This is a genomic window from Donghicola sp. XS_ASV15, assembly GCF_041224595.1.
Taxonomy (GTDB): domain Bacteria; phylum Pseudomonadota; class Alphaproteobacteria; order Rhodobacterales; family Rhodobacteraceae; genus Donghicola.
In genome coordinates this window covers 1-21566 of sequence record NZ_JBGFGN010000150.1, presented here as the reverse complement: position 1 = coordinate 21566, position 21566 = coordinate 1, and the positions used below count along the sequence as shown (strand labels likewise).

25 protein-coding genes are annotated in these 21566 nt (G+C 57.5%); 12 read left to right on the top strand and 13 right to left on the bottom strand.

Annotated elements, in window-relative coordinates; all coding sequences use genetic code 11:
* Positions 1-3 precede the first annotated feature (3 nt).
* The 5 genes from AB9K37_RS12475 to AB9K37_RS12455 form a co-directional block, all read right to left on the bottom strand.
* Positions 4-1086 (bottom strand): ABC transporter permease, encoded by a 1083-nt coding sequence (locus tag AB9K37_RS12475; protein ID WP_369839177.1) that lies wholly within the window; start codon positions 1084-1086, stop codon positions 4-6.
* Between the two features lie 91 nt (positions 1087-1177).
* On the bottom strand, positions 1178-2545 hold the full coding sequence (locus tag AB9K37_RS12470) for a CmpA/NrtA family ABC transporter substrate-binding protein (RefSeq protein ID WP_369839174.1): 1368 nt from the start codon (positions 2543-2545) through the stop codon (positions 1178-1180).
* Between the two features lie 266 nt (positions 2546-2811).
* A complete protein-coding gene (locus tag AB9K37_RS12465; protein WP_369839172.1) occupies positions 2812-3996 on the bottom strand; it encodes a CmpA/NrtA family ABC transporter substrate-binding protein in 1185 nt (394 codons plus the stop codon).
* Complete coding sequence (locus AB9K37_RS12460) at positions 3993-4586, bottom strand: ANTAR domain-containing response regulator (protein WP_369839169.1); 594 nt, start codon at positions 4584-4586, stop codon at positions 3993-3995. Before AB9K37_RS12460 ends, AB9K37_RS12465 begins: the two co-directional genes overlap by 4 nt.
* A 137-nt stretch (positions 4587-4723) precedes the next feature.
* The gene (locus tag AB9K37_RS12455; RefSeq protein WP_369839166.1) at positions 4724-8062 is read right to left on the bottom strand and encodes a DUF2126 domain-containing protein; all 3339 of its coding nucleotides are present in this window, start codon (positions 8060-8062) and stop codon (positions 4724-4726) included.
* 132 nt (positions 8063-8194) lie between these two features.
* Between AB9K37_RS12455 and AB9K37_RS12450 the strand changes: the two genes are divergently transcribed.
* The 3 genes from AB9K37_RS12450 (at position 8195) to AB9K37_RS12440 (ending at position 11413) form a co-directional block, all read left to right on the top strand.
* A complete protein-coding gene (locus AB9K37_RS12450; protein WP_072709906.1) occupies positions 8195-9598 on the top strand; it encodes a circularly permuted type 2 ATP-grasp protein in 1404 nt (467 codons plus the stop codon).
* Positions 9598-10611 carry an alpha-E domain-containing protein gene (locus tag AB9K37_RS12445; protein ID WP_369839164.1) on the top strand — a complete coding sequence of 338 codons (1014 nt, stop codon included), beginning with the start codon at positions 9598-9600 and terminating at the stop codon, positions 10609-10611. Before AB9K37_RS12450 ends, AB9K37_RS12445 begins: the two co-directional genes overlap by 1 nt.
* A 70-nt stretch (positions 10612-10681) precedes the next feature.
* Positions 10682-11413, top strand: a complete 732-nt coding sequence (locus AB9K37_RS12440; RefSeq protein ID WP_369839161.1) for a peptidase — start codon at positions 10682-10684, stop codon at positions 11411-11413.
* 24 nt (positions 11414-11437) lie between these two features.
* Here AB9K37_RS12440 and AB9K37_RS12435 read toward each other — a convergent pair whose 3' ends face one another.
* Both AB9K37_RS12435 and AB9K37_RS12430 read right to left on the bottom strand, forming a co-directional pair.
* Positions 11438-12031: a hypothetical protein gene (locus AB9K37_RS12435; RefSeq protein ID WP_369839158.1), complete on the bottom strand. Its 594-nt coding sequence runs from the start codon at positions 12029-12031 to the stop codon at positions 11438-11440.
* Entirely contained in the window at positions 12018-12524 is a 507-nt protein-coding gene (locus AB9K37_RS12430; protein ID WP_369839225.1) for a sigma-70 family RNA polymerase sigma factor, read from the bottom strand. The genes AB9K37_RS12435 and AB9K37_RS12430 overlap by 14 nt, the downstream gene beginning before the upstream one ends.
* A gap of 94 nt (positions 12525-12618) precedes the next feature.
* On the opposite strand from AB9K37_RS12430, the gene AB9K37_RS12425 reads away from it, so the two are divergent.
* A complete protein-coding gene (locus AB9K37_RS12425; RefSeq protein WP_369839156.1) occupies positions 12619-12858 on the top strand; it encodes a hypothetical protein in 240 nt (79 codons plus the stop codon).
* A gap of 226 nt (positions 12859-13084) precedes the next feature.
* On the opposite strand, the gene AB9K37_RS12420 is transcribed toward AB9K37_RS12425, so the two are convergent.
* Together AB9K37_RS12420 and AB9K37_RS12415 are read right to left on the bottom strand one after the other, a co-directional pair.
* Positions 13085-13879, bottom strand: coding sequence for a metallophosphoesterase (locus AB9K37_RS12420; RefSeq protein WP_369839153.1), 795 nt, complete (start codon positions 13877-13879; stop codon positions 13085-13087).
* Complete coding sequence (locus tag AB9K37_RS12415) at positions 13876-14835, bottom strand: diacylglycerol kinase family protein (protein WP_369839222.1); 960 nt, start codon at positions 14833-14835, stop codon at positions 13876-13878. Before AB9K37_RS12415 ends, AB9K37_RS12420 begins: the two co-directional genes overlap by 4 nt.
* 122 nt (positions 14836-14957) lie before the next feature.
* Between AB9K37_RS12415 and AB9K37_RS12410 the strand changes: the two genes are divergently transcribed.
* A complete protein-coding gene (locus AB9K37_RS12410; RefSeq protein WP_369839150.1) occupies positions 14958-15140 on the top strand; it encodes a PLDc N-terminal domain-containing protein in 183 nt (60 codons plus the stop codon).
* A gap of 184 nt (positions 15141-15324) precedes the next feature.
* On the opposite strand, the gene AB9K37_RS12405 is transcribed toward AB9K37_RS12410, so the two are convergent.
* Complete coding sequence (locus AB9K37_RS12405; RefSeq protein ID WP_369839148.1) at positions 15325-15666, bottom strand: phage holin family protein; 342 nt, start codon at positions 15664-15666, stop codon at positions 15325-15327.
* The gene (locus AB9K37_RS12400) at positions 15666-15980 is read right to left on the bottom strand and encodes a YqjD family protein (protein ID WP_369839146.1); all 315 of its coding nucleotides are present in this window, start codon (positions 15978-15980) and stop codon (positions 15666-15668) included. Before AB9K37_RS12400 ends, AB9K37_RS12405 begins: the two co-directional genes overlap by 1 nt.
* 173 nt (positions 15981-16153) lie before the next feature.
* On the opposite strand from AB9K37_RS12400, the gene AB9K37_RS12395 reads away from it, so the two are divergent.
* Entirely contained in the window at positions 16154-16315 is a 162-nt protein-coding gene (locus AB9K37_RS12395) for a DUF1328 domain-containing protein (protein ID WP_106267607.1), read from the top strand.
* Between the two features lie 58 nt (positions 16316-16373).
* Positions 16374-16871, top strand: coding sequence for a Dps family protein (locus AB9K37_RS12390; RefSeq protein WP_369839143.1), 498 nt, complete (start codon positions 16374-16376; stop codon positions 16869-16871).
* A gap of 75 nt (positions 16872-16946) precedes the next feature.
* On the opposite strand, the gene AB9K37_RS12385 is transcribed toward AB9K37_RS12390, so the two are convergent.
* A complete protein-coding gene (locus AB9K37_RS12385) occupies positions 16947-17765 on the bottom strand; it encodes a response regulator (protein WP_369839140.1) in 819 nt (272 codons plus the stop codon).
* Between the two features lie 93 nt (positions 17766-17858).
* Between AB9K37_RS12385 and AB9K37_RS12380 the strand changes: the two genes are divergently transcribed.
* From AB9K37_RS12380 to AB9K37_RS12360, 5 genes are all read left to right on the top strand, one after another.
* Positions 17859-18023 carry a NepR family anti-sigma factor gene (locus tag AB9K37_RS12380; RefSeq protein ID WP_369839137.1) on the top strand — a complete coding sequence of 55 codons (165 nt, stop codon included), beginning with the start codon at positions 17859-17861 and terminating at the stop codon, positions 18021-18023.
* An 8-nt stretch (positions 18024-18031) separates the two neighbouring features.
* Entirely contained in the window at positions 18032-18577 is a 546-nt protein-coding gene (locus AB9K37_RS12375; protein WP_369839135.1) for an RNA polymerase sigma factor, read from the top strand.
* A complete protein-coding gene (locus AB9K37_RS12370) occupies positions 18574-20313 on the top strand; it encodes a sensor histidine kinase (protein WP_369839132.1) in 1740 nt (579 codons plus the stop codon). The genes AB9K37_RS12375 and AB9K37_RS12370 overlap by 4 nt, the downstream gene beginning before the upstream one ends.
* A 61-nt stretch (positions 20314-20374) precedes the next feature.
* Positions 20375-20515 carry an entericidin A/B family lipoprotein gene (locus AB9K37_RS12365; RefSeq protein WP_369839129.1) on the top strand — a complete coding sequence of 47 codons (141 nt, stop codon included), beginning with the start codon at positions 20375-20377 and terminating at the stop codon, positions 20513-20515.
* A 65-nt stretch (positions 20516-20580) separates the two neighbouring features.
* Positions 20581-21225, top strand: a complete 645-nt coding sequence (locus AB9K37_RS12360; protein WP_369839126.1) for an exopolysaccharide biosynthesis protein — start codon at positions 20581-20583, stop codon at positions 21223-21225.
* Between the two features lie 8 nt (positions 21226-21233).
* Here the strand turns inward: AB9K37_RS12360 and AB9K37_RS12355 are convergent, their stop codons facing one another.
* Positions 21234-21419 (bottom strand): hypothetical protein, encoded by a 186-nt coding sequence (locus AB9K37_RS12355; RefSeq protein ID WP_369839123.1) that lies wholly within the window; start codon positions 21417-21419, stop codon positions 21234-21236.
* Between the last annotated feature and the right edge of the window lie 147 nt (positions 21420-21566).

The window sequence follows — 21566 nt, the reverse complement described above, 5'->3', positions numbered from 1 at the left end:
CGATCACCGGTTGTTCGAGAAGGTGAAGGCAGCTTGGATCGCGTACATCAGGCGGTCGAGCATGAAGCCGATGATGCCGATGGTGAACACAGCTACCATGATACGAGCGAGCGAGCTGGACGAACCGTTCTGGAATTCATCCCAGACGAATTTGCCGAGACCGGGGTTCTGGGCCAGCATTTCGGCCGCGATCAGAACCATCCAGCCCACACCCAGCGACAGACGCAGGCCGGTGAAGATCAGGGGCAGAGCCGAGGGCAGAACCAGCTTGGTGATCTTGGTGTAGGTGTTCATTTTCAGAACTTTGGACACGTTGATCAGGTCTTTGTCGATCGAGGCCACACCCAGCGCGGTGTTTATCAGGGTTGGCCACAGCGAACACAGGGTCACGGTGATCGCCGAGGTCAGGAACGCTTTGTCGAACCAGCCGTCGGTGGTGGTGTAGGTGGCCGAGACGACCATGGTCACGATGGGCAGCCATGCCAGCGGCGAAACGGGCTTGAAGATCTGAATGATCGGGTTCAGCGCGGCGTTCGCATAGGGCGACAGACCAGCCATGATCCCCAGAGGAACAGCAACGACAGTCGCCAGCAGGAAGCCGAAGAAGACGGTTTTGATCGAGGTCCAGATCTGCTGGTAGTAGCTGGGAGCGCCAGTGTACTCGATCACTTTGACCTTGTCGGCCTGACCGGCGGCGATCAGTTTTTCATTGCGGGCGGCCAGACGCTCTTCGAATTGAGCTTTCTTGGCGGCTTTGGCTTCGGCATCTTCATGCAGGGTGACGGCTTCTTCCCACACGGCGACGGGGCCGGGGATCGCGCCAAGCGAGGTCTGAACCTGAGGTGCGAGCGTGCCCCACAGCACGAGGAAGGCCAGAATGGCCAGAACTGGGGTCCCCAACAAGCGCCAGATTTCTTTGGCTTGGGCTTGGGGGTTGTCACCGGCAGCGGCGCGCAGGATCGGGGTGATCCAGCCCAGACCCAGAACGGTCAGCCATTTGTCGGCGGAATTGATGCGGGTAAAGAGTTTGGCGCGGCGGGCCTCGCGGGCCTGTGCGGCTGCAAACTCAGGATCAGCGATGGTCATATGCGGGGCTCCTGCGGCTGCGGAAGAGAAGAGGAATGAGTGGACAGGGAGAAAAGCAGGGGGCGATGAACGCCCCCTGAAGTTTCAGGAGTTAGCCTTGGATTTCGGTGCCAACGACTTTCTGGTCGCCTTTCAGGCCGATGGGCAGGCTCTCGAGGTAGGCGTTAGGCGCTTTGCCGTCGTAGGGAATGCCGTCGATGATGTCTTCGGCAGGGGTCGCGGATTTGTAGCCGTCGCTGTCCCAGGGGAAGTCAGCTTCGTTTGCCAGACCTTCGTCGACCAGCGCGCGGGCCGCTTCGAGGTAGATCTCGGGCTTGTAGACCGACTTCGCGACTTCGTCGTACCAGCTGTCAGGCTTGGCTTCGGCGATCTGGCCCCAGCGGCGCATCTGGGTCAGGTACCAGATTGCGTCCGAGTAGTAGGGGTAGGTCGCGTTATAACGGAAGAACACGTTGAAGTCGGGAACTTCGCGTTTGTCACCTTTTTCGTATTCGAAGGTGCCGGTCATCGAGTTCGCGATCACGTCGTAGTCAGCGCCGACGTATTCAGGACGCGACAGGATTTCCACCGCTTCGGGGCGGTTGGCGTTGTCGTTCTCGTCCAGCCACATGGCCGCGCGGATCAGGGCCTTCACAACCGCTTTGGTGGTGTTGGGGTACTCTTCGGCAAACTCGTTCGTGATGCCGAAAACCTTCTCGGGGTTGTTCTTCCACAGTTCGTAGTCGGTGATGACCGGAACGCCGATCCCTTTGAACACGGCCTGCTGGTTCCAAGGCTCACCCACGCAGTAACCGTAGATGGTGCCGGCCTCGAGGGTCGCGGGCATCTGGGGCGGAGGAGTCACGGACAGCAGGACGTCTGCTGCGATCTGACCCGAGATGTTGTCGGTGCTGTAGTAACCGGGCTCCAGACCACCTGCTGCCAGCCAGTAGCGAAGTTCGTAGTTGTGGGTCGAAACGGGAAAAACCATGCCCATGTTGAAGGGCTTGCCCTCGGACTTGTACTTCTCGACAACGGGCTTCAGAGCCGACGCGCTGATGGGGTGTACGGGCTTGCCATCGTCGCCAACGGGGATGTTGGGCTTCATCTCTTCCCAGATTTCATTGGAAACGGTGATGCCGTTGCCGTTCAGGTCCATCGAAAAGGGGGTGATGATGTGGGCTTCGGTGCCGAAACCGATGGTCGCCGCCAGAGGCTGACCGGCCAGCATGTGCGCACCGTCCAGTTTGCCGTCGATCACGCCGTCCAGCAGAACTTTCCAGTTCGCTTGCGCTTCCAGAGTGACGAACAGACCTTCGTCAAGGAAGTAGCCCTGTTCGTATGCTACCGCGAGGGGCGCCATGTCAGTCAGCTTGATAAAGCCGAAGGTCAGTTCGTCTTTCTCGAGGTCCATGCTCTGTGCGTAGGCCGCGCCGGTCAGGGCGGTGCTCGCAGCGAGGGCCATCACGAATTTCTTCATTCTTTACTTCCTCTGTTGGTAGGTGCCGTTCGTTCCGGCAAAACGCAAAAAGCCGCTGACACGCATCGCGAAGGGAGGATCGCGACGGGTCGAGCGGCTTTGCTCAAAGATTTTCCCGATCAATGGGAGAATTCTGTATCAGACGTAGCGTCTTTGCTGCATCTGGGATCATTACTGGGCCTTGTTTGGTGAGTCTGGAAGGCCTGATATTCAGAACGTTCCTTTTTGCCGCAGATTATTTCCCAGGAATGCCGCAGTTGCACAATTCATGAGCGGTCTTCCTTGTAGGGGTCGAAAATCGCGCCATCAAAAAAACGGTCCCGCTCAAGAATCAAAGTGCCTTTTGCGCTCGCAGCGGGTTCTGCTTGGTCGATGGCCCCCTCGACTTTCTCGGAGGCTCCAGGCAGAGCCGCGGTCGTTTCGGCCAATGCTCTGCGGTAAAGATCAGTGCGGAACACGTCGCGGGCCGCGCTCATTGCCCCCGAAGGCTCAAAGCCAAGGCGCGTCGCCATGCGGTATCCGATCCATGCGGCTTGGGACTTCCATGGGAAGGTTGCCGTGCCTTTGTGGAACTCGATAAAGTTGGGGACGTGCCTTTCCTCGCCGCGCTGATTCACGATCAACTGACCGGATAGGGTGCGGTCGATGACTTCACGTGAAACGTTCAGTACGTCTTTTCGGCTGAGTAATTCTGTAGCCGTGGTGTGGCTTTCGGGGTCGGCCAGCCAACGGCCGGCGCGCCAGACCGCGCGGGTCAACCGCTGGGCCAACTCGGGGCGTTCCGAAATCCAATCCTTGCGCATAGCGAGGATCTTTTCAGGCGCAAAGTTCCAGATCGCAGAGGTGGGTAGGATCAATTCCCCGTACCCGCGTTCCACTGCGATCGACCCCCATGGCTCGCCCACGCAGAACGCATCAATCTCTCCGCTCGCCACAGCGTTCGCCATCAGTGGCGGCGGGACCGTTCTGATCTCTAGCCCTTGTGGGGCAGCATACCCCAGTGCGCTGAGCCAGTAATATAGCAGCTCAGCGTGCATAGAGAATGGGAAGGGCACACCGATCCGTAGGCGCTCGGCCTTGGACTTCATCATTGCATGGCCGATGCTGGTCGCATCGCGGAAGTCGAGCGTCGCGCCGTTGCTACGCATCTTTTCCGCCAGCGAAATGCTGACGCCAATGACGTTGCCGTTCACCGAAGTGGTCATCGCTGCATGCAGGGGCGGCAGCGCGCCTCCAAGCCCCAGCGCCAAGGCAACAGGGACAGGGGCGAGCATGTGGGCGGCGTGGACGCGCCCAAACGCAACCATATCCCGAAGGCTGGACCAAGACGGCGCCTTTTCGAGGTTCAAATCCAGCCCCTCTTGTGCGGCGAACCCCATTTCCTGCGCCACGAGCAAGGGCGCGGAATCCACGAGCGGTATATACCCCAGACTGAGCTCAGCTTTTCTCATCCCAGAAGCCCCGCTGCTGTAACAAGGGCAGAGGCGACATCGACCACACGCTTGTTCTGGTCCATCGCGGTCTTGCGCAGAAGGCTATATGCAGCATCTTCATCAATCCCGCGGGCCTTCATCAGCAAGCCTTTGGCTCGGTCGATGACTTTGCGCTCTTCGAGGGCGCGCTTTGTTGTCTCCAGCTCTTTGCGGACACGACTGAACATGTGAAAGCGGGTGATCGCGGCATCAAGGATCGGCTTGACCCGATCCGCACGCAGCCCATCCACTACATAAGCAGAGACACCCGCCTCGATCGCGGCCTTGGTCATGGCGTCGTCGGACTGGTCCACGAACATGGCAACCGGCCGCTCCAGCGGCGTCGAGGCGACGGACAACTCTTCGATGATATCGCGCGAGGGGTTGGCCAGATCGACCAGCACCACATCAGGATTAAAGGATGCGACTGCGCGGGCCAGCCCTGTACTCTCGGCGATGACGCGGATGTCGTAGTTCCCAGCAGCCTTCAGGCTGTCGATAATTTGGAGGGCGCGGTTCTTGTCCGGCTCAACCAGCACGATGGAGAGGGGGCTTGCTTCGGGAGGCATGGCACTCGCACTTTGTCAGACAGTCCTGCGAGTCCTGCCTGTCTGTTAGGCAAAGCGACACTCATCTTTGCGTGAAATCACCGCCAAACAACGGGTTGCTTGGCGGTGTGATTATTTCATGGGCGCTTTTGCGTAAATTATGTGCGACGCATATCAAGAGTCATCGGGAAGTCCGGATGCGTGCCGAGGAATGATGGCGTTTGGCCTGGCGCCAAGTCCGCCCCCGGGAAGAAGCGCGCCATACGACGGCCTTCAGCCTCGAGTGCGTTGATCGGACGATTGTCGTGCGACCGTCCGCCAGGGTGGAACGTGTGATAGGTCGCGCCGCCGACGGAGACACCATTGTAGGGGTCGTAGATCACCAAACGTAGGGGCCCATGTGCGGGGATCGTCGGGTGAAGCGCTTTCCACGGTTGCCACGACCGGAACCGAATGCCTGCCACGTGAGAGCCATCAGACATCTTGGTCACCGGCACAACGACCCCGTTGCATAGCAGCTGATAGCGGCTGGCATCGAAATCCTGAAGCTGAACCTCGACTCGCTCGACCGAGCTGTCCACGTAGCGGGCGGTGCCGCCGGGCACGCCTTCTTCGCCAAGGACGAGCCAAGGTTCGATGGCGTTGCGGATGGTCATGGTCGTGTCGCCAACCTTGGACTGTCCCGCGACGGGGAAGCGGAAGTTTAGCTGCGCCTTGTACCATTCAATGTCGAACGGAACGCCGTGGGCATTGGACAGGTCATTCAGGACAGTTTTGAAGTCGTCCCATAGCGGGGTCGGCAACAGGTAGCTGTCATGCAGATGGGTGCCCATCGGTTTGAGCGAGCCGCGATAAGGCTCTTCCCAGAACCACGCGATCAGGCCGCGGATAATCAGGGCTTGGGCCATGCTCATCTGCCAATGGGGCGGCATTTCAAACCCGCGGAACTCGACCAGACCCAAGCGGCCGGTGGGACCGTCGGGCGAGTAGAGCTTGTCGATGCAAATCTCGGCGCGGTGGGTGTTGCCGGTGCTGTCCACCAGCAGGTTGCGGAAGATTCGGTCCACCAGCCACAGGGGCGGGTTTTGGCCCAGACGGTCCAGTTCCTTGAGCGCAATCTCCATTTCATAGAGCGCATCGTGCCGCGCCTCGTCTAGGCGTGGGGCCTGAGAGGTCGGGCCAATGAAGAGGCCAGAGAACAAGTAAGACAGCGACGGGTGGTTCTGCCAATAGCGGATGATCGACCCCAGAACATCGGGGCGACGCAAGAACGGGCTGTCCGCGGGGGTGTTGCCACCCACGACGATGTGGTTGCCGCCACCCGAGCCCACGGGCCGGCCGTCAATCTGGAAGGTGGTTGAATCCAGCCCGCACTGACGTGCTTCTTCGTAGAGGACTTCGGTGATCTCGCTCAGTTGGTCCCAGCTTTGTGCAGGGTGGATGTTCACCTCAATCACGCCGGGGTCGGGGGTTACTTTGATGACGTTCAGGCGCGGATCGTGGGGCGGCTCGTAGCCTTCGATGCGAATGGGTTCGCCACTGGCTGCCGAGGCTTCCTCGATCGCCTCGATCAGATCGATATAGGCCTCTCCCGAGGGGGTCGGCGGCAGGAAGACCGTCAGCTTGCCATCACGTGGTTCGACCGACAGTGCGGTGCGCGCGTAGTTGCCGGGCGAGGAAACCAGCGAACCAGAGCCGACCCAATCCTGCTGGGACCGGATGCGCATCTGACGCAAGGTTTCCTCGGCTTTTTTATCGACGTCTTTCTCGGTTTCCGGCTCCAGCTCGCGGGGCTGGGTCATAGGATCACGATACATTTCGGGATCAGCCGCCGGATAGGCGTTCAGTGCAGTCAGAGGCAGACGGAAACCTGCTGGGCTGTCACCGGGGATCAGGAAAATTTGGCCGCGTCGCGTTGTCCATCGGGTGGCTTGCCAGCGGAAACGTCGCTTTGGGCGCTTGTCCTCGGCCTGCGCGAGCTGCAGGGGTAGGACATAGGCGACGGGGTCTTTGAAACCCTTGTCAAAGACGCGGGCCAGTCGCTGACGGTCCACTGGATTTTCCAGCCGGTTGTCAGCGGGCGACAGGTCGGCAGGCAGCTTGTGCTCCATCTCCATGAACTCGAGCGGATCCTCGTAGGCAGGCATGGCTGCCTCGGTCTCGACATCAAGCGCTTGGGTCAGGTGGTTCATAAAGTTTTCGGCCGACTTGTGGTCGGCATTGGTCTGCTTCTCCTCGGCGATGCGACTGATGTCGGACCACACAGGATTGCCATCGCCGCGCCAGATCAGCGCAAAGGCCCAGCGGGGCAGGGGCTCGCCGGGATACCACTTGCCTTGGCCGTGCTGAATGACACCGCCGGGCGCAAAACGGTCGCGGAGTTTGCGGATCAGTCTGTCGGCGTAATCGCGTTTGGTCGGCCCAACCGCGCCAATGGTCCATTCGTCGGCGTCACGGTTCATTTCTGACACAAAGGTCGGCTCGCCGCCCATAGTCAGACGCACGTCATTTTCTTGTAGCTTTTTGTCTACAATCTTGCCCGCGCGGTCGATTTCTGACCACTGCGACGGGGTGAGCGGGCGGGTGATGCGCGGTGGTTCGGCGATGCGGGTGACCGACATCTCGAAGTCAAAGGCAACCTCTGCCGGTTCGTGCGCGCCGGTGATGGGTGCTGCGGACGAGGGCGAGGGCGTACAGGCCAGCGGGATATGTCCTTCGCCTGCGAACAGACCGGATGTCGGATCAAGCCCAACCCAGCCCGCGCCGGGCAGGTACACTTCGCACCACGCGTGCAGGTCGGTGAAATCTTCTTCTGGCCCAGAGGGGCCATCCACGGCCTTCAGGTCCGCGGCAAGCTGGATCAGGTAGCCGGACACAAAGCGCGCCGCATACCCGAAACGACGCAGCATCGCGACCATGAGCCATGCGCTGTCGCGGCAAGAGCCGAGCGCTTTGCTGACCGTTTCGCCCGGTTTCTGGACTCCGGGTTCCATGCGGACGGTATAGGCGATGGACTGCTGAAGATAGCTGTTCAGAGCCACGAGCCAATCGATGGTCACGCCCTCGGGCTGGGGCGCATCCTTCATCACCTTTTCAAACGCTTCGCGGTGCTCGGCTGTGTCGTTCGCCTGATCGACCTGCGCCAGATAGGGGGCCAGATCGACGCGCAGCTCCCGCTCGTACTCGAACGGCATTTCCATTGCAGAGTCGTCGAGGAAGAAGTCGAACGGATTGATCGCCACCATTTCGGCAACCAGCGTGACGGTCACGCTTAACTCCTTGGCCTTCTCCGGAAAGGCCAGACGGGCCTGCCAGTTCGCGAACGCATCTTGCTGCCAGTTCATAAAGTGATCTGACGGGGTGATCTGTAGATCGTAACTCTTGATCGGTGTCCGCGTATGAGGCGCAGGCCGCAGGCGGACGATATGAGCCCCAAGACCGACCAGCTTGTCATATGAGTAAGTGGTGCGGTGTTTGAGCGAGACAGTAATTGTCATAATTTTAGGCAGTCCGTACGTTTGGTAAGCAAATGGTATGCGATACGCTTGAAGTTCTGGTGTAAACCTGCACCACTCACAGTTGGATAGCTAGAGTTATTGGGGGGTTATGTGGTCGCGTATTACGATGAAATGAAAGACCGCGCAGGAATTAAGCCAGCATATGCCGATGTGGCCGAATGGGCCAAGGCGACAACCGCTGAGGATCTGCGACTTCGCCAGAACGAGGCGGAAGGTCTGTTTCGAAGAAATGGTATTACTTTTGCGGTGTACGGAGAGGGGGGAGACCCCGAGCGACTGATCCCGTTTGATTTGATGCCCCGCGTGTTTTCCTCGAGCGAATGGGACGTGATTGAACGCGGTTCGATCCAACGCGCTCGCGCGCTGAACGCCTTTTTGACCGATGTTTACGGTAAGCGCGAGTTTATCAAAGCCGGTAAGATACCCGCCCGTCTGGTCGAAGGTAACCCCGCCTACGAGCCGATTATGCAGGGCATTCAGCCGGTCGGTGACATCTTCTCGCATATCATTGGCGTCGATTTGGTACGTACCGGACCTGACGAATTTAACGTACTCGAGGACAACTGCCGCACGCCATCCGGCATTTCATATGTGTTGCAGAACCGCGAAGTGATGCAGCGGATCATGCCGTCGATGTTCCGCAGCGGACAGGTTCGTCCGGTCGATCACTATGGCGATATGTTGGCCGCCGCGATGCAGTCCGTCGCCCCCGACGATTGCGACGGTCGCCCCACTTTGGCGATTCTGACGCCTGGCCACTATAACTCGGCCTATTTCGAGCATAGCTTCCTCGCTGATATTATGGGCATCGAACTGGTCGAAGGGCAGGATTTGTTCGTCGAGAACGACATGCTCTTTATGCGGACCATCCGCGGGCCAGAGCGAATCCATGTTCTGTATCGCCGGATCGATGATGCATTCTTGGACCCCGAAGCCTTTAATCCCGACAGTATGCTGGGTGTGCCAGGTCTGATGCGGGCCTATGCGGCCGGCGGTGTGACCATCGTCAATGCCCCTGGCGCGGGCGTAGCGGACGACAAGGCAACTTATGTCTATGTGCCGGAAATGATCCGCTTCTTCCTTGGCGAAGAGCCGATCTTGCCGAACGTAGAGACGTGGCAGTGTGCGGACGAATCCGAGTGCAAATACGTGCTGGATAATCTGTCTGAACTGGTGGTGAAAGAAGTCCACGGTTCGGGTGGTTACGGCATGCTGATTGGCCCGAAATCGACCAAGGCCGAGATCGAGAAGTTCGAAGGCCTGATCAAGGCGAACCCCGGTAACTACATCGCGCAGCCCACCTTGGCACTGTCGACCGTCCCTTCGCTCAGCGAAGAAGGACTCGCTCCGCGCCATGTGGACCTTCGCCCGTTTGTGATCTCGGGTAAGGGCAAAACAGAGCTCATTCCGGGCGGTTTGACCCGCGTGGCTCTGCGTGAGGGCTCGCTTGTGGTAAACTCCAGCCAAGGTGGCGGCGTTAAGGATACGTGGGTTTTGCGAGGGGATCGTTTGTAATGCTGAGCCGTACCGCACAAGGACTGTACTGGATGTCGCGCTACGTCGAGCGCGCCGAAAACAACGCCCGTTTGCTGGACGCTGGCCGCCGGATCGAAGGTCTGCCAGGCGCGGAGGCTGCCGGAAATACGGAATGGCCATCAATTATCATCGCGGCGGGCTGCCGCGAGACCTTTGGCGAGGGGTTGGAAGAGGCTGATCGGGAGAAGGCAACGTATCACTTGGCCTTTGATCAGGAAAACTCTTCTAGCATCCTATCGTGCTTCCACGCCGCGCGAGAAAATGCGCGAGCCATGCGCGGCGCAATAACCTCTGAGGTATGGACAGCGATAAATAGCACTTGGGCGGAATTCCGGACCAAGACGATGGCTGACGTCGATGAGCGGCGCTACGTCGACTTTATCGAAACTGTTTTGGCGTCGAGCTTCACCTTCCGTGGCGCTATCAATTCGACACTGCTGCGCGACGAGCGCCAGTGGTTCATCGAGCTAGGCAAGCATATTGAGCGCGCCGATGCGACTGCGCGGCTCTTGGATGTGAAGTACCACGTCCTGTTGCCCAAGGCCGATGAAGTGGGCGCGGGCCTCGATTTGCTACAATGGCAGCAGATTTTGCGCGCAGCCAACGCGCTGCGTGCGTTCCGACATGTGTATCGTGAGCAAATCAGCGCGCCGCGCGTGGTCGATCTTTTGGTTGTAAACAGCCAGTCGCCCCGTTCCCTGCGGTACTCGTATGAGGCGATCTGCGACAATCTGGACAATATTGGGGTCCATACCAAAGCGCAGCGCGTGGTCGCTGATATTGCACGAGAAAACCGCGACAAATTGCGCACAGCTGATGCGCATTCCATCATTGATTACGGGTTGCACGAATGGCTGACGGATATGATCGTAGCCACGAACGAGCTGGCGAACACGCTAGGGGAGAGCTACGGCTTTTTCTCCCAAGTTGATCGTGATGCAACCGAAGAGGACGCAGCCGACGCTAGCAATATTGAGGTATGCGCTCCTTAAAAAGAGCCTCTTGTGGACAGGGATAGGCACGGATACTTGAAGGAGTGTCTGTCCCTCTGGAGGAACTGCTTTGACCTACTGTCTGGCGATGCTTCTGAACGAAGGTATCGTGTGTCTTTCTGATACCCGTACGAATGCGGGTCTCGATAATATATCAAAGTTCCGCAAGAGCTTTACTTGGGAAATTCCAGGCGATCGTGCGATCTGCTTGATGACTGCTGGTAATCTGGCAATCACCCAAGCTGTGATCGGTCTGTTGCAGGAAAATATCGACGAAGCCCAGCCCGGGATCGATACGCTGCTGTCAGCGCAGTCCATGTTCCGTGTTGCCGAAATTGTTGGTGATGCGATGCGCACGATCCAGCAGCGTCACGGCACAGCATTGGCACAGATGGGCGAGAGTTCCTTGGCGTCGATTATTGTCGCCGGACAGCGCAAGGGCGGGCGTCAACGTCTTTTCCACATTTACGCGGCCGGCAACTTTGTCGAAGCGACCGAAGATAGCCCATACTTCCAAATCGGCGAGCACAAGTACGGCAAGCCGATCATCGACCGTGTGATAACGCGCGAGACACCGTTGAAGACGGCGGTGACGGCCGCACTGCTCTCTATGGATTCGACTACGCGCTCGAATCTGTCGGTCGGGATGCCCTTGGATCTTACGGTTTTGCGCGCCGAAGAATTCTGCGTGTCGGACCATCGCCGAATTGAAGCGGATGACCCACAGTTCGATGCGCTTTCCAAAGGATGGAGCCAAGCTCTGCGAAATGCGTTCGATGAGATGGACGCACTCTGGAATTGAAAAAGGGGCCAAAGGGCCCCTTTCTTATTCTGGTACGAGGACGGTTTGTCCAATCGGTTCCGGTGCCGCCGAGAGAGGGCCATCCGCAGACAGGATAATAATATCCCCTGCAACAAAACCGGCCGTGATCTTGGTACCGTTCGCCCCAAGATAGCTGAAGCCATCAGCCGTTTTCTTCCATGCGTGCAGGGTCGTCGCGCCATCGCTACGCAACTGTAGAGTTCCGGCGCGCGCATTCCAACTGACTGTCGCCTCGCCGTACCGCGTTTCGACCACGTAACTCTCGGTGTTCACTGCGCGCGATACGAGGTAAGCAGACAGCAAAGCGGCTTTGACGCTGACAATGCCGCCCACGATCGGTTTCCAACGCAGTTTGGTCTGCGGTGTCTTCACCTCTTTGCCAAAGAGGGTGTCGTGAATGCCCGCAAGAGATTTGCGGGGCGGTGCCACGGGTTTCACCCCAGAGATGGCTCCGGACAAGTGTTCTTCCCACCACCAGACGGCATCGTCGAAGTCGGGATCACTTCGGCGCAGGCGCTCAGCGTCATAGGCTGCGTCGCTATCGAGCAAACCCATCGCAAATTCAGCAGCCATGATTTGACGATCATTCGTCGTCATCTTCGCCTCCTAAACATGAACGAAGCTTTAACAAGCTTCTTCGCAGCCATGTACGAACCGTGTTTAACGGTGACCCCAATATATCAGCGACCTCTTGGTAAGAGAGGCCGTGAAGGTAGACTTGGACAACGGCGCGAGCTTGTTCTTCTGGCAATGTCTCCAGACAGTGTACCAGATCTTTGCGCATTTGCCACTGGTCGCTCGAGGTTTGCACCGGGTCGGCTACCATGTCTAATCCTTCGGAGTCTGACGCATTCCGCCGACTGCTGCGGATATGGTCAATCGCTACGTTACGCGCAATGGTCGCGATCCACGCCTCGCCACTCCGTGATGGATCGAAACGAGGCGCTCCACGCCATGCTTTCACGTATACGTTCTGTAAGGCGTCTTCTGCGTCAGCCCTATCGCGAAGAATTTTTAAAAGTATCGCAAAAACCTTGCCAGAGGTTATTCTATACAGACGATCAAGTGCCGCGCGTTCCCCCGTAGCCATGCGGGCGATTTCGTGAGAGACTTGATCATACATTCGCGAGCCTATGGTCCGTTAGGAACTTTGTAGGTTCATAACAGCAAGGGAGACCACCGCAATGCAATCACTTATTCAAGGAATTGATAAAGTGACCTTCCAACTCATGGCGGTCGCATTCGTTGGTATTCACGTCCCGTTGAGCGTTCTGGTCGTTTACGGGATTATTGTAGGTTTTCAGGGGCTTGTCTCGATCCTGCTGCTTGTGCTTGTCGCAACTCTGGTTTCGACGCTCATCACGTTGGTCGTCGTCTATCGTCTGGGTGTCGATCGGCAAGAGACGGCGCAGAGCATCAGCTAAGCGACTCTTCCCGACTTTTCTCTAAAGACGAGCCCGATCTGTCACTACAGGTCGGGCTTTCTCTTTCCGGCTGTTAGTTCCGGTGCCAAAAGTTGCGCGTAGCATTCAAAATGTCAGAAGCGCTTTCAAATTTTTGTACTCTATTGAAACTTGCAAAGACGCTCTTCCGTATACATTCAGACCAATAGGACAACTCTGGTAAAGCTGGCTGAATTGCCACTGACTCTTAGCCGCTCTGGTCAGCGCTTTGCCATCCCCGCTCTGACCTGCGATACGCGCGGGTCAGAGCGGGCTTAAATCTCCCGTCCGCTTCGGACATGCGCGTAATCTCTACCTGATCCCCGTCCGTCCGGATCACCGCGAAATCATTCCGCTCGTTGCGGAGCCGCGACGAAAGCCCTGTGCCCACATGGATCTGGATAACGTTGCGACCGCTGTCCTTGGCGACAAAAGGGTCATCGCGCCACTGGTGCAGATGACCGGTCAGCACCATATCCAAACCCGCATTGGCCAGTCGCCCCAAGGCTTGGCGGGCGCCGCGCATCATGCTCTTTGAACTGTTTGGGGGCTGTTCGAAGGGATGGTGTGCGACCAAAATCTTCAAACCCTGTGCTTCGGGCAGGCGTCGGCAAAGGCGCCGGATGTGCCGGTGTGCAATGGAACCTTGTTGCCAATGCCATGGGGCCACCGTGTTTAGGCCCATAATCGTCATCTCAGGTGACGAAATTTCTGGGCAGAAATCCTGTGTCACGAAGCGCTTGTAGTTTCGGTAGGGTGTGAAAAAACGGCGGATCGGGTTGTGGAGTGGGACGTCATGGTTTCCCGGAACGACGAGTGTCGGCGCTTGAATACTCTCGATAAAGTTCCGCGCCGCCAAGAATTGCGAGGAGCGCGCGCGCTGGGTCAAATCGCCCGAGATAGAAACGACATCCGCCTTTTCCAATTCTTTCAGAAGCGGTGCGATGAGTTCGGGGCGGTCTTTGCCGAAATGTAGATCGGAGATGTGGTAGAGGGTCTTCATGCGCTTGGTGGCATCATCACATTCAGAGCGCGCTTGTGCAGGGTGAAATGAAACGGAGCGGTCATACGCTCTTTCTCACCATCGCGGGCAATCCACATGCGTTTCTTCTTCTCGACTGTAATCTTGATGTCTTCTCCGGTCAGCAGCTCGAACTCGCGCCCTTTTTCCGTGGTGTTCCGGAACAGGTTCATGGCGTGCGCTGCCATCTCGCGCCAGCTATGCGCGTTGGTCAGGTACAGCGCGAGCTTGCCTTGTCTGACGTCGTCTGCACCCTCTAGCCCGAAGGCCTCGAGCTGGTAGGAGCTGTTCGCCACGAAAGCCAGCGCCGTTTTCTTATGGATCGTGGTCTCGCCATCAACGGTCACGGTCAGGGAATAGGGGCGCTTTAACCCTGCGAGGCCCAGAAACACCGACCAATATGCGGTGATCCGACTGCGGCCCCACTTTTGATAGAGCGTTTCGCGCTCGCGCAAAATGCGGGGATACACCCCAAGGCTCGCATTGTTCAAAAAGATTTCGCCGTTTGCGCAGCCTACGTGCAAAGGTGTGGGCTCTGATTGTCCCAGCGTTTCGACGGCGCCGTTCAAATCCTCTGGCAATCCCAGTCCACGCGAGAAATAGTTGAATGTTCCCATTGGCAGCACACCCATCGTCGCATTCGTGTCCATGAGCGCGGCCGCCACGCCGGCGATCGTGCCGTCTCCGCCAGCGGCCACAATCGTTCCGTAGCCTTCTTGTAGGGCATCTTTTGCAAGCTTTGTGGGTGATGCGTTTTTTCCGACTTGCTTGACCGTGCAGTCTGCGCCGAACGACCGCTGCATCATTCTGCATAGCTCTTCGGCTGATGGCTTTGTCTGCTTTTTACCGGATTTTGGGTTGAGAATGATGCACACATCCTCACTTCTGGAGGGCGTGGCCACACGTTCATTTTCGGTGTCTTCGAGAGCAGTCTGCATGTGCATCGGGGGAACCTTGTGGCTGCGAAAGCATTCAATACTCAACGTGAAGCGCTTGGTTTGGTTCCGATGTCGTGCGCGTTTGTTGCCGCGTTTCGGCGGTTTTTGATAGGAGACAAGAGATGCTGGAAATCAGCGGAATCGGCGGACTTATTATTCTGGTCCTGGATATTTGGGCATTGATTTCAATCGTTGGATCGAACCGCGGAACGGGCAGCAAAGTGCTGTGGGTTCTGCTGGTTCTGCTCCTTCCCGTGGTTGGTTTTATTGTCTGGTTGATCGCAGGTCCGCGGTCGCGTCGATAAAAATGTCAAAATCAATGAAACCAGAGCGGGGTTTGGTGCGTTAATGTTCCGAGCGGCGGGCGTATCCCTTGTACCCGCCACGGTCAGGGTCTTCATCCCTATGATTTTGACTGGCTCGTCCCAATCCCGAAACGGGAACTGCCCCGCCTTTTGGCGGGGCTTTTTTTTGTTAGCAGGTGCTGACTTAGCGGCGCGTTGCGCGGCCTGCTCTCATGCCTGTCAGGAACCCTTCGGTAACTTGGGCAATGACGGCGGCCGTTGGGTCAATCGGCGGAGGAGGGGCCCGGTAGTGTCGGCGCTTTGAGGGCATTCCGACTGCCAACAGGATCAGTCCAAGGCCAAAATAGAGCGCTCCGATGATCGCGGCGGCGAAAAGCGAACCGTGCGTGGTGGCGATCCAAATCCAGAGGGCGGTTGTCAGGAATCCAAGCCCAACAACCACCATCAGTCCAGCAAGTGTAGAAAGCGCTGCGCGTCCCGCCGCTCGGCGTACCGAGTGCTGCAGGCTGTGAAGCATCGCTGACATTATTTGCGGCCAGTCATCAGACCTGCGAGGAAGCCGGCAGCGACAGCAATGCCGACGGCGGTGGCTGGCTGGCGGCGGATCGCATCAGCGGCTTGTGCGCCATAATCCTCGGCGGTGAGTTGAGCCATCTCCAACTGGCGTGAGCCCTCGGCCTTCAGGTCCTCTGCCTGCTGACGGGCGCTCGAAACTGCGGCGTCTTTGCGTGCGGTGCCCATCTCGGTCAAGGTCGATGTAATCGCGCTGATGTCCGCTTTCAAAGCTTCGATCTGAGCCGAAAGATCCTGCATGTCGGGTGCTGTTTTGGGGGTAGCCATTGGAAACCTCATACGGTGAGTAAATTGTTCGGAGGTAGAACGCGCAGATGCTGAAATGGTTCCAATCAGAACACTTTTCTTCTGAAAACTTTTGGGGGCGATAAATCTGGAACCATTTCCCGCGCTGAGTGTTGATTGGCCAGATTGATTGCTTTCCATGAAAGGATGAAAAAATGCTCTACTGGGCCGTAATTTTCTTTGTTGTTGCACTGGTTGCAGCAGTCTTTGGTTTTGGCGGTATCGCGTCTGCTTCGGCGGGCATCGCGCAAATTCTGTTCTTCCTGTTCCTTGTGCTGTTCGTCGTCACTTTGATTGCTCGACTGGTGCGCGGTTAACCTCGCGCCCACCCCTGTTTTTGAGCAATTCCGACAAGATTTTAACGGGAGAAAAGACATGAAAGATATTTTGCAAACCACACCGCAAACCCAAGAGATCAACACCGGCGTCAGCGATCCCGAAGCTGTGGCCACAGGGTTGGCAGACGTTTTGGCGGACACCTACCGCCTGATGTACAAAACTCATGCCTATCACTGGAACGTCGAAGGGCCGCTGTTTTACTCGTTGCACCATTTGACTGAAGAGCAGTACGAGAACCTATTCGAGGCTGCGGATGAATTGGCAGAGCGTATTCGTGCTCTGGGTGCGCTGGCCCCTCTGACACTCGCAGAAATTTGCGAACGTTCCGTCATCAAGGATGCCGAGGGCACGCCTGACGCGCGCGCAATGGTCGAAGAACTGTCCAAAGACCACGAACGTGTCGCGCATCGCATGCATGCATTGGTCGAGCTTTCCGAGAAGTCGAGCGACCCGGTGACCGAGGACATGGCGACCGAGCGTTCTGCATTTCACGAAAAAGCGGCTTGGATGCTTCGTTCGATCGCTGCCGAGTGATCGCACGTGTTACCCGCAACAAAAAACGCCCCGGTGCCAGAAGCACCGGGGCGTTTTGCTAAATCAAGTGATCACTTAAGCGAGAAGAGTCTCTGTGCTTGTAAAGAACATCGCTTGGCTGACCGCAGAGCGGACTTGATCTTCGGAGTAGGGCTTGGTGATTAGGAAGGCCGGCTCGGGGCGTTCGCCGGTGAGCAGGCGCTCGGGGAAGGCTGTGATGAAGACAACCGGACGATCTCCGAGTTCAGCGAGGATTTCGTTCACCGCGTCAATGCCCGAAGATTTGTCGGCCAGTTGAATGTCGGCAAGGATCATGTCTGGCGGGCTCTGACGCGCCAGTTCGACTGCGTCAGTTTTGGTCCGCGCGATGCCTGTCACCTCGTGTCCAATCTGGGCAACAATTTCCGAGATATCCATCGCGATGATCGCTTCGTCCTCAATGATCATGACATTGCCCATAATGCCTTTGTTCATCTCTTCCCGCGCGATCTCGAGCAGGTTCGCGGCTTCTTCGCCAGAGACACCGACAATTTCGCCGATCTCGTCGGCTGTGAAGCCTTCGATGCTCTGAAGCAGAAGCGCTTCGCGTGTGTTTGCAGTCAGGCGGGACAGGCGCATTTGGGCGCGCGCTTCGGGACCAGCTGGCGTTTCGCTTTGCTCGATAGGAGCACCCGACGACATCCAGATCGAGTTGAACACTTTAAACAGTGCCACGCGGGGCGAAGTGGTGCGGTCGAAAATCTCTGGATCGGCCAAGATCGCTTCGAGTGTGATAATTGCATACTTGTCACCAGTGCTCTGCGTGCCGGTCAAAGCACGAGCATAGCGGCGCAGATAAGGGAGGTCCGCTGCGATGGTAGTCGAAATGTCGTTGGGCGCTGCAGAGCTTGTCATTCTGTCCTCAAAAAAACTGATCTTGTTTGGAACCTAATGCAACGAACGGAGTTTGGTTCCCGACAGAGTGAAAAATTTAATAGGTCATACAGGATGTCCAAAAAGCCTAAAAACCGGTTGGACGAGCAAATCGACGAAAACTTGCGCCGCGTTTATCAAACCGCCGCAAGCGAGCCCGTGCCGGATCGTTTCACCCAGCTTCTCGACCAGCTGCGCAAAGCAGAGGGTGACAAGCCGAACAGCGAGGCTGATGCGTGAGCGCTTCTATGAGTGATCCCAGAGATGAACTGGTAACCCACCTGCCGGCGATGCGTGCCTTTGCGCTGAGTCTTGCGCGCAATGGTGCGGCAGCAGATGACCTTGTTCAGGATGCCTTGGTGAAAGCTTGGTCGAACTTCGATAGCTTCCAGCCGGGTACCAACATGCGTGCATGGCTCTTTACCATTCTACGAAACACCTACTACTCGCTGCACCGTAAGCGCCGCCGCGAGGTCGAAGACCCCGATGGCGTAATGGCGGGTCAACTTTCTGTAAAACCTAGCCACGATGGCAATTTGGCCATGCGTGACTTCCAGACAGCTTTTGCGCAGCTTACCGATGAGCAACGCGAAGCGCTGACACTGGTTGGGGCAGAAGGCTTTTCCTACGAAGAAGCGGCCGAAATGTGCGAGTGCGCCGTGGGCACGATCAAAAGCCGGACCAATCGTGCGCGCAAACGTCTGGCCGAGTTGATGGGGATCGATGAAAACGAAACCTTCGAGGTGACAGACGGCAAAACAATGGCGGTTCTTTCGGGGAAGCCTGCCGCATGATGGATGCAAAGCTTGGGATAAGGCGCAGTGCAACCGGTGGGTTGGCGCTGCGCCTGATTGGTGTGTTAACGCTGGCGATCCTCCCGCTGGCGTTAATTTCTTTCTATCAAACCGCCCAAGTGATGAAGGAGTCTGACAACCTATCTGAGACAGTTCTTCTCGATCGGACAGAACGCGCTGCATCGCGGGAACGCGAATTGATCCAGCAAGCGATTGGCGCCGCCAAAGCCTTGGCTGAAACCGAGATCGTGATGGTCGAAGATGCCAACCTGTGTAACGGGGTGCTGCAGAGCCTTGTGCGAGGCGACAACACATACTCGATGGCAGGCTACATCACGAGTTCTGGCCGCATTGCCTGCGCGTCCGAGGCGACAGATGAAATCATGCGCGTTGGCCGCGACATGTATTCCAAGATCCAACAGAGCGATCCTGCTGCGGAATTCTGGTCCAACACCTCCACGGGCCCCAAGGCGGCACTTAGCCTCGCTGTTCCAGTTGGTTCCCAGAGCGCACGTCAGGGCTATGTCTGGATTTCGATCCCCTACGCACTGGCCAACATCATGCTTCAGAGCGGATCTAACGATGTGGACCTCGTGATCTTTGATGCAACTGGCGCGGTCTTGGCTGCTGACTTCACCGAAGAGGAGTTGGTCTCGTTCTTGCCCGAGGGGCGGTCCCTGTCCGATTTTGTGCAGCCGAACCGGCAGCTGTACACTGGTCCAAACCAAAACGCCGAGAAGCGTCAGTTTGCGGTCGTGCCAATCATGGAAGACCAGGCCTTTGTAATGGGCAGTTGGGAACCCGAAGACATAGCGCCATTCCCGTTGATGGGTCGCGTGATGGCGCTGTACTTTCCATTGCTGATGTGGGGCATCGGGATTCTTGTCGCCTATTTTGGCACGCATCGACTGGTGATCCGCCATATTCATCGACTTCGGGTGTGGATGCGCCTTTATGCGGCGGGCCGATCCGAGGTTGGCAGTGCCCGCTTGGACAACGCGCCCGAGGAACTGGAAGCCGTGGCACAAGCCTTCCGCGAGATGGCTCAGCGCCTGAGCGAGCAAGAGCGTCAACGCGCCGAAGACCTGACCGAAAAAACAACCCTGCTGAAAGAGGTTCACCACCGTGTGAAAAACAACCTCCAGCTCATTTGCAGCATCATGAATATGCAGGTGCGCAACGCCCGCAGCGACGAGGCCAAGCGGCTGCTGCGCCGCGTGCAAGAGCGTGTGATGGCGTTGGCCGCTGTACACCGTTACCTGTATACCGCGCGGAAGCTGTCGATGGTGCGAGCCGATTTGTTGCTCGAGGATATTATCAGCCAGATGGTCGTCATCGGAGGCATGGACCGCCGTGATAGCCGCGTCAAAATCAGCACGAATTTCGCGCCTATCGAAATCACGCCAGAGCAGTCCGTGCCACTCTCCTTGTTGGTGACCGAGGCGATTACGAACGCGGTTAAATACTCTGGCGCAGGGCAGGGCGGTGAAGGTTGGATTTCGCTGGTTCTCGCGGACAATGGCGATGACGAGGTTTGCTTTTCGATCGTGAACTCCAAAGGCTCGGAGAAGATGACCGATATTCGGGATGAACCATCTTTGGGCCGAAGCCTGATTCAGTCGTTTGCCTCGCAATTGCAGGGGCGGATCGAGATCGAGGACCTGCCGGAACGCTACGGAATTCATGTGACGTTTGACATCATGTATGACCAAGATGTCGAGGACGAAGCAGCCTGATCCGGGAACAAAACCACCCCCTTCGCGTTCGAGTCTATATCGAAACACGAAGGGGTTTTTCATGTTTAACTCGAGCAAGGTGACAGCAACAATTCTGGTTCTGTTCGGCTTGGCAGCTTGCCAGACAATCGAGGGCGCCGGCCGTGACATCGAGGATGCTGGCCAAGCCATCAGCAGTGCCTCTGAAGAAGCGCAACAATAAGAGCGCTCGAGGGCGGCCTCACAGGCTGCTCCCCTTTTCATCGCATTTATTTGTTGGAGCGGCTCATGGCCCCCAAGGCATTCTCGCGCGTTTATTTCCCTCGGCCATTCTTGCGACCCGAGAGTGCGAACGGCCCCGTGCGCGACGTGGTCGAACGGCTCTCTGTGCATGCCGAGAAACAGCAGGTCACCCTGCGCGAAGTGATAGAAGGTTTTGGCCCCACCTCATTCCTATCGGTGATTATGGCCGTGGCTTTGCTGATCGTTTCGCCGCTCAGCGGAATCCCGTTGTTCTCGTCGCTCTGTGGTCTGACCATCGCATTTGTTTCTGCCCAAATGTTCTGGGGCGTTGATCACTTGTGGCTGCCGGACTTCATTATGCGGCAAACGGTAAGCGGCGAGAAAATGTGCGCGGCATTGTTGAAGATGCGGAAGGCGGCAGACTGGCTCGACAACAAGGCGGAGCGGCGGCTGCTCTTTATGGTGCGCGGCCCGATGCGCAAGCTGCTGGAGTTTCTCTGCATCCTATGCGGCGGGATTATGCCGTTTCTGGAACTGGTCCCTTTTTCGTCGTCGATCTTGGGCCTTGCCACACTCTTGATTGCGACCGCGCTTTTGACGCGTGATGGGCTATTCGCAGCAACGGCGGCAGCCTTGATGGCAACCGCCGCTATGGTTCCTGTCACCGTGCTAAGCGCGATGACCAACTGATGCTCTGATCAGAACAGAATGTCCGTTAGATCCGGTCCCTCTGCCTTTGCCGCAGCAGGTGCAGGAGCTGCGGCAGGTGTCTCGAACATATCGAAGTTCGATGCGGGCCCTTCGGCTTTGGGTGCCGGTGCGGGCTCTGGGCTGGCAACGTAGCTCGCAAGCAAGCCATCATGCAGGTCACGCTCTGCTTGCATAGTATAGAGCTGTCAACGGCGGAGTAAAATTCGGCCATTGTGGCGGAGCAAAAGTCGGCCAGTTTGGGGCGAGCGCCTTGGAGCGTGCGGCCCTCATATAGCAAGCCCGGTCCAAGGCGCATTGGCCGTCAGGCCAATTCTGTGAGG

Excerpts from the sequence above, each read along its gene's own strand:
- AB9K37_RS12475 (WP_369839177.1), bottom strand. The coding sequence starts at position 1,086 with ATGACCATCGCTGATCCTGAGTTTGCAGCCGCACAGGCCCGCGAGGCC.
- AB9K37_RS12470 (WP_369839174.1), bottom strand. The coding sequence starts at position 2,545 with ATGAAGAAATTCGTGATGGCCCTCGCTGCGAGCACCGCCCTGACCGGC.
- AB9K37_RS12465 (WP_369839172.1), bottom strand. The coding sequence starts at position 3,996 with ATGAGAAAAGCTGAGCTCAGTCTGGGGTATATACCGCTCGTGGATTCC.
- AB9K37_RS12460 (WP_369839169.1), bottom strand. The coding sequence starts at position 4,586 with ATGCCTCCCGAAGCAAGCCCCCTCTCCATCGTGCTGGTTGAGCCGGAC.
- AB9K37_RS12455 (WP_369839166.1), bottom strand. The coding sequence starts at position 8,062 with ATGACAATTACTGTCTCGCTCAAACACCGCACCACTTACTCATATGAC.
- AB9K37_RS12450 (WP_072709906.1), top strand. The coding sequence starts at position 8,195 with ATGAAAGACCGCGCAGGAATTAAGCCAGCATATGCCGATGTGGCCGAA.
- AB9K37_RS12445 (WP_369839164.1), top strand. The coding sequence starts at position 9,598 with ATGCTGAGCCGTACCGCACAAGGACTGTACTGGATGTCGCGCTACGTC.
- AB9K37_RS12435 (WP_369839158.1), bottom strand. The coding sequence starts at position 12,031 with ATGACGACGAATGATCGTCAAATCATGGCTGCTGAATTTGCGATGGGT.
- AB9K37_RS12430 (WP_369839225.1), bottom strand. The coding sequence starts at position 12,524 with ATGGCTACGGGGGAACGCGCGGCACTTGATCGTCTGTATAGAATAACC.
- AB9K37_RS12425 (WP_369839156.1), top strand. The coding sequence starts at position 12,619 with ATGCAATCACTTATTCAAGGAATTGATAAAGTGACCTTCCAACTCATG.
- AB9K37_RS12420 (WP_369839153.1), bottom strand. The coding sequence starts at position 13,879 with ATGAAGACCCTCTACCACATCTCCGATCTACATTTCGGCAAAGACCGC.
- AB9K37_RS12415 (WP_369839222.1), bottom strand. The coding sequence starts at position 14,835 with ATGCAGACTGCTCTCGAAGACACCGAAAATGAACGTGTGGCCACGCCC.
- AB9K37_RS12410 (WP_369839150.1), top strand. The coding sequence starts at position 14,958 with ATGCTGGAAATCAGCGGAATCGGCGGACTTATTATTCTGGTCCTGGAT.
- AB9K37_RS12405 (WP_369839148.1), bottom strand. The coding sequence starts at position 15,666 with ATGTCAGCGATGCTTCACAGCCTGCAGCACTCGGTACGCCGAGCGGCG.
- AB9K37_RS12400 (WP_369839146.1), bottom strand. The coding sequence starts at position 15,980 with ATGGCTACCCCCAAAACAGCACCCGACATGCAGGATCTTTCGGCTCAG.
- AB9K37_RS12395 (WP_106267607.1), top strand. The coding sequence starts at position 16,154 with ATGCTCTACTGGGCCGTAATTTTCTTTGTTGTTGCACTGGTTGCAGCA.
- AB9K37_RS12390 (WP_369839143.1), top strand. The coding sequence starts at position 16,374 with ATGAAAGATATTTTGCAAACCACACCGCAAACCCAAGAGATCAACACC.
- AB9K37_RS12385 (WP_369839140.1), bottom strand. The coding sequence starts at position 17,765 with ATGACAAGCTCTGCAGCGCCCAACGACATTTCGACTACCATCGCAGCG.
- AB9K37_RS12380 (WP_369839137.1), top strand. The coding sequence starts at position 17,859 with ATGTCCAAAAAGCCTAAAAACCGGTTGGACGAGCAAATCGACGAAAAC.
- AB9K37_RS12375 (WP_369839135.1), top strand. The coding sequence starts at position 18,032 with ATGAGTGATCCCAGAGATGAACTGGTAACCCACCTGCCGGCGATGCGT.
- AB9K37_RS12370 (WP_369839132.1), top strand. The coding sequence starts at position 18,574 with ATGATGGATGCAAAGCTTGGGATAAGGCGCAGTGCAACCGGTGGGTTG.
- AB9K37_RS12365 (WP_369839129.1), top strand. The coding sequence starts at position 20,375 with ATGTTTAACTCGAGCAAGGTGACAGCAACAATTCTGGTTCTGTTCGGC.
- AB9K37_RS12360 (WP_369839126.1), top strand. The coding sequence starts at position 20,581 with ATGGCCCCCAAGGCATTCTCGCGCGTTTATTTCCCTCGGCCATTCTTG.
- AB9K37_RS12355 (WP_369839123.1), bottom strand. The coding sequence starts at position 21,419 with ATGCAAGCAGAGCGTGACCTGCATGATGGCTTGCTTGCGAGCTACGTT.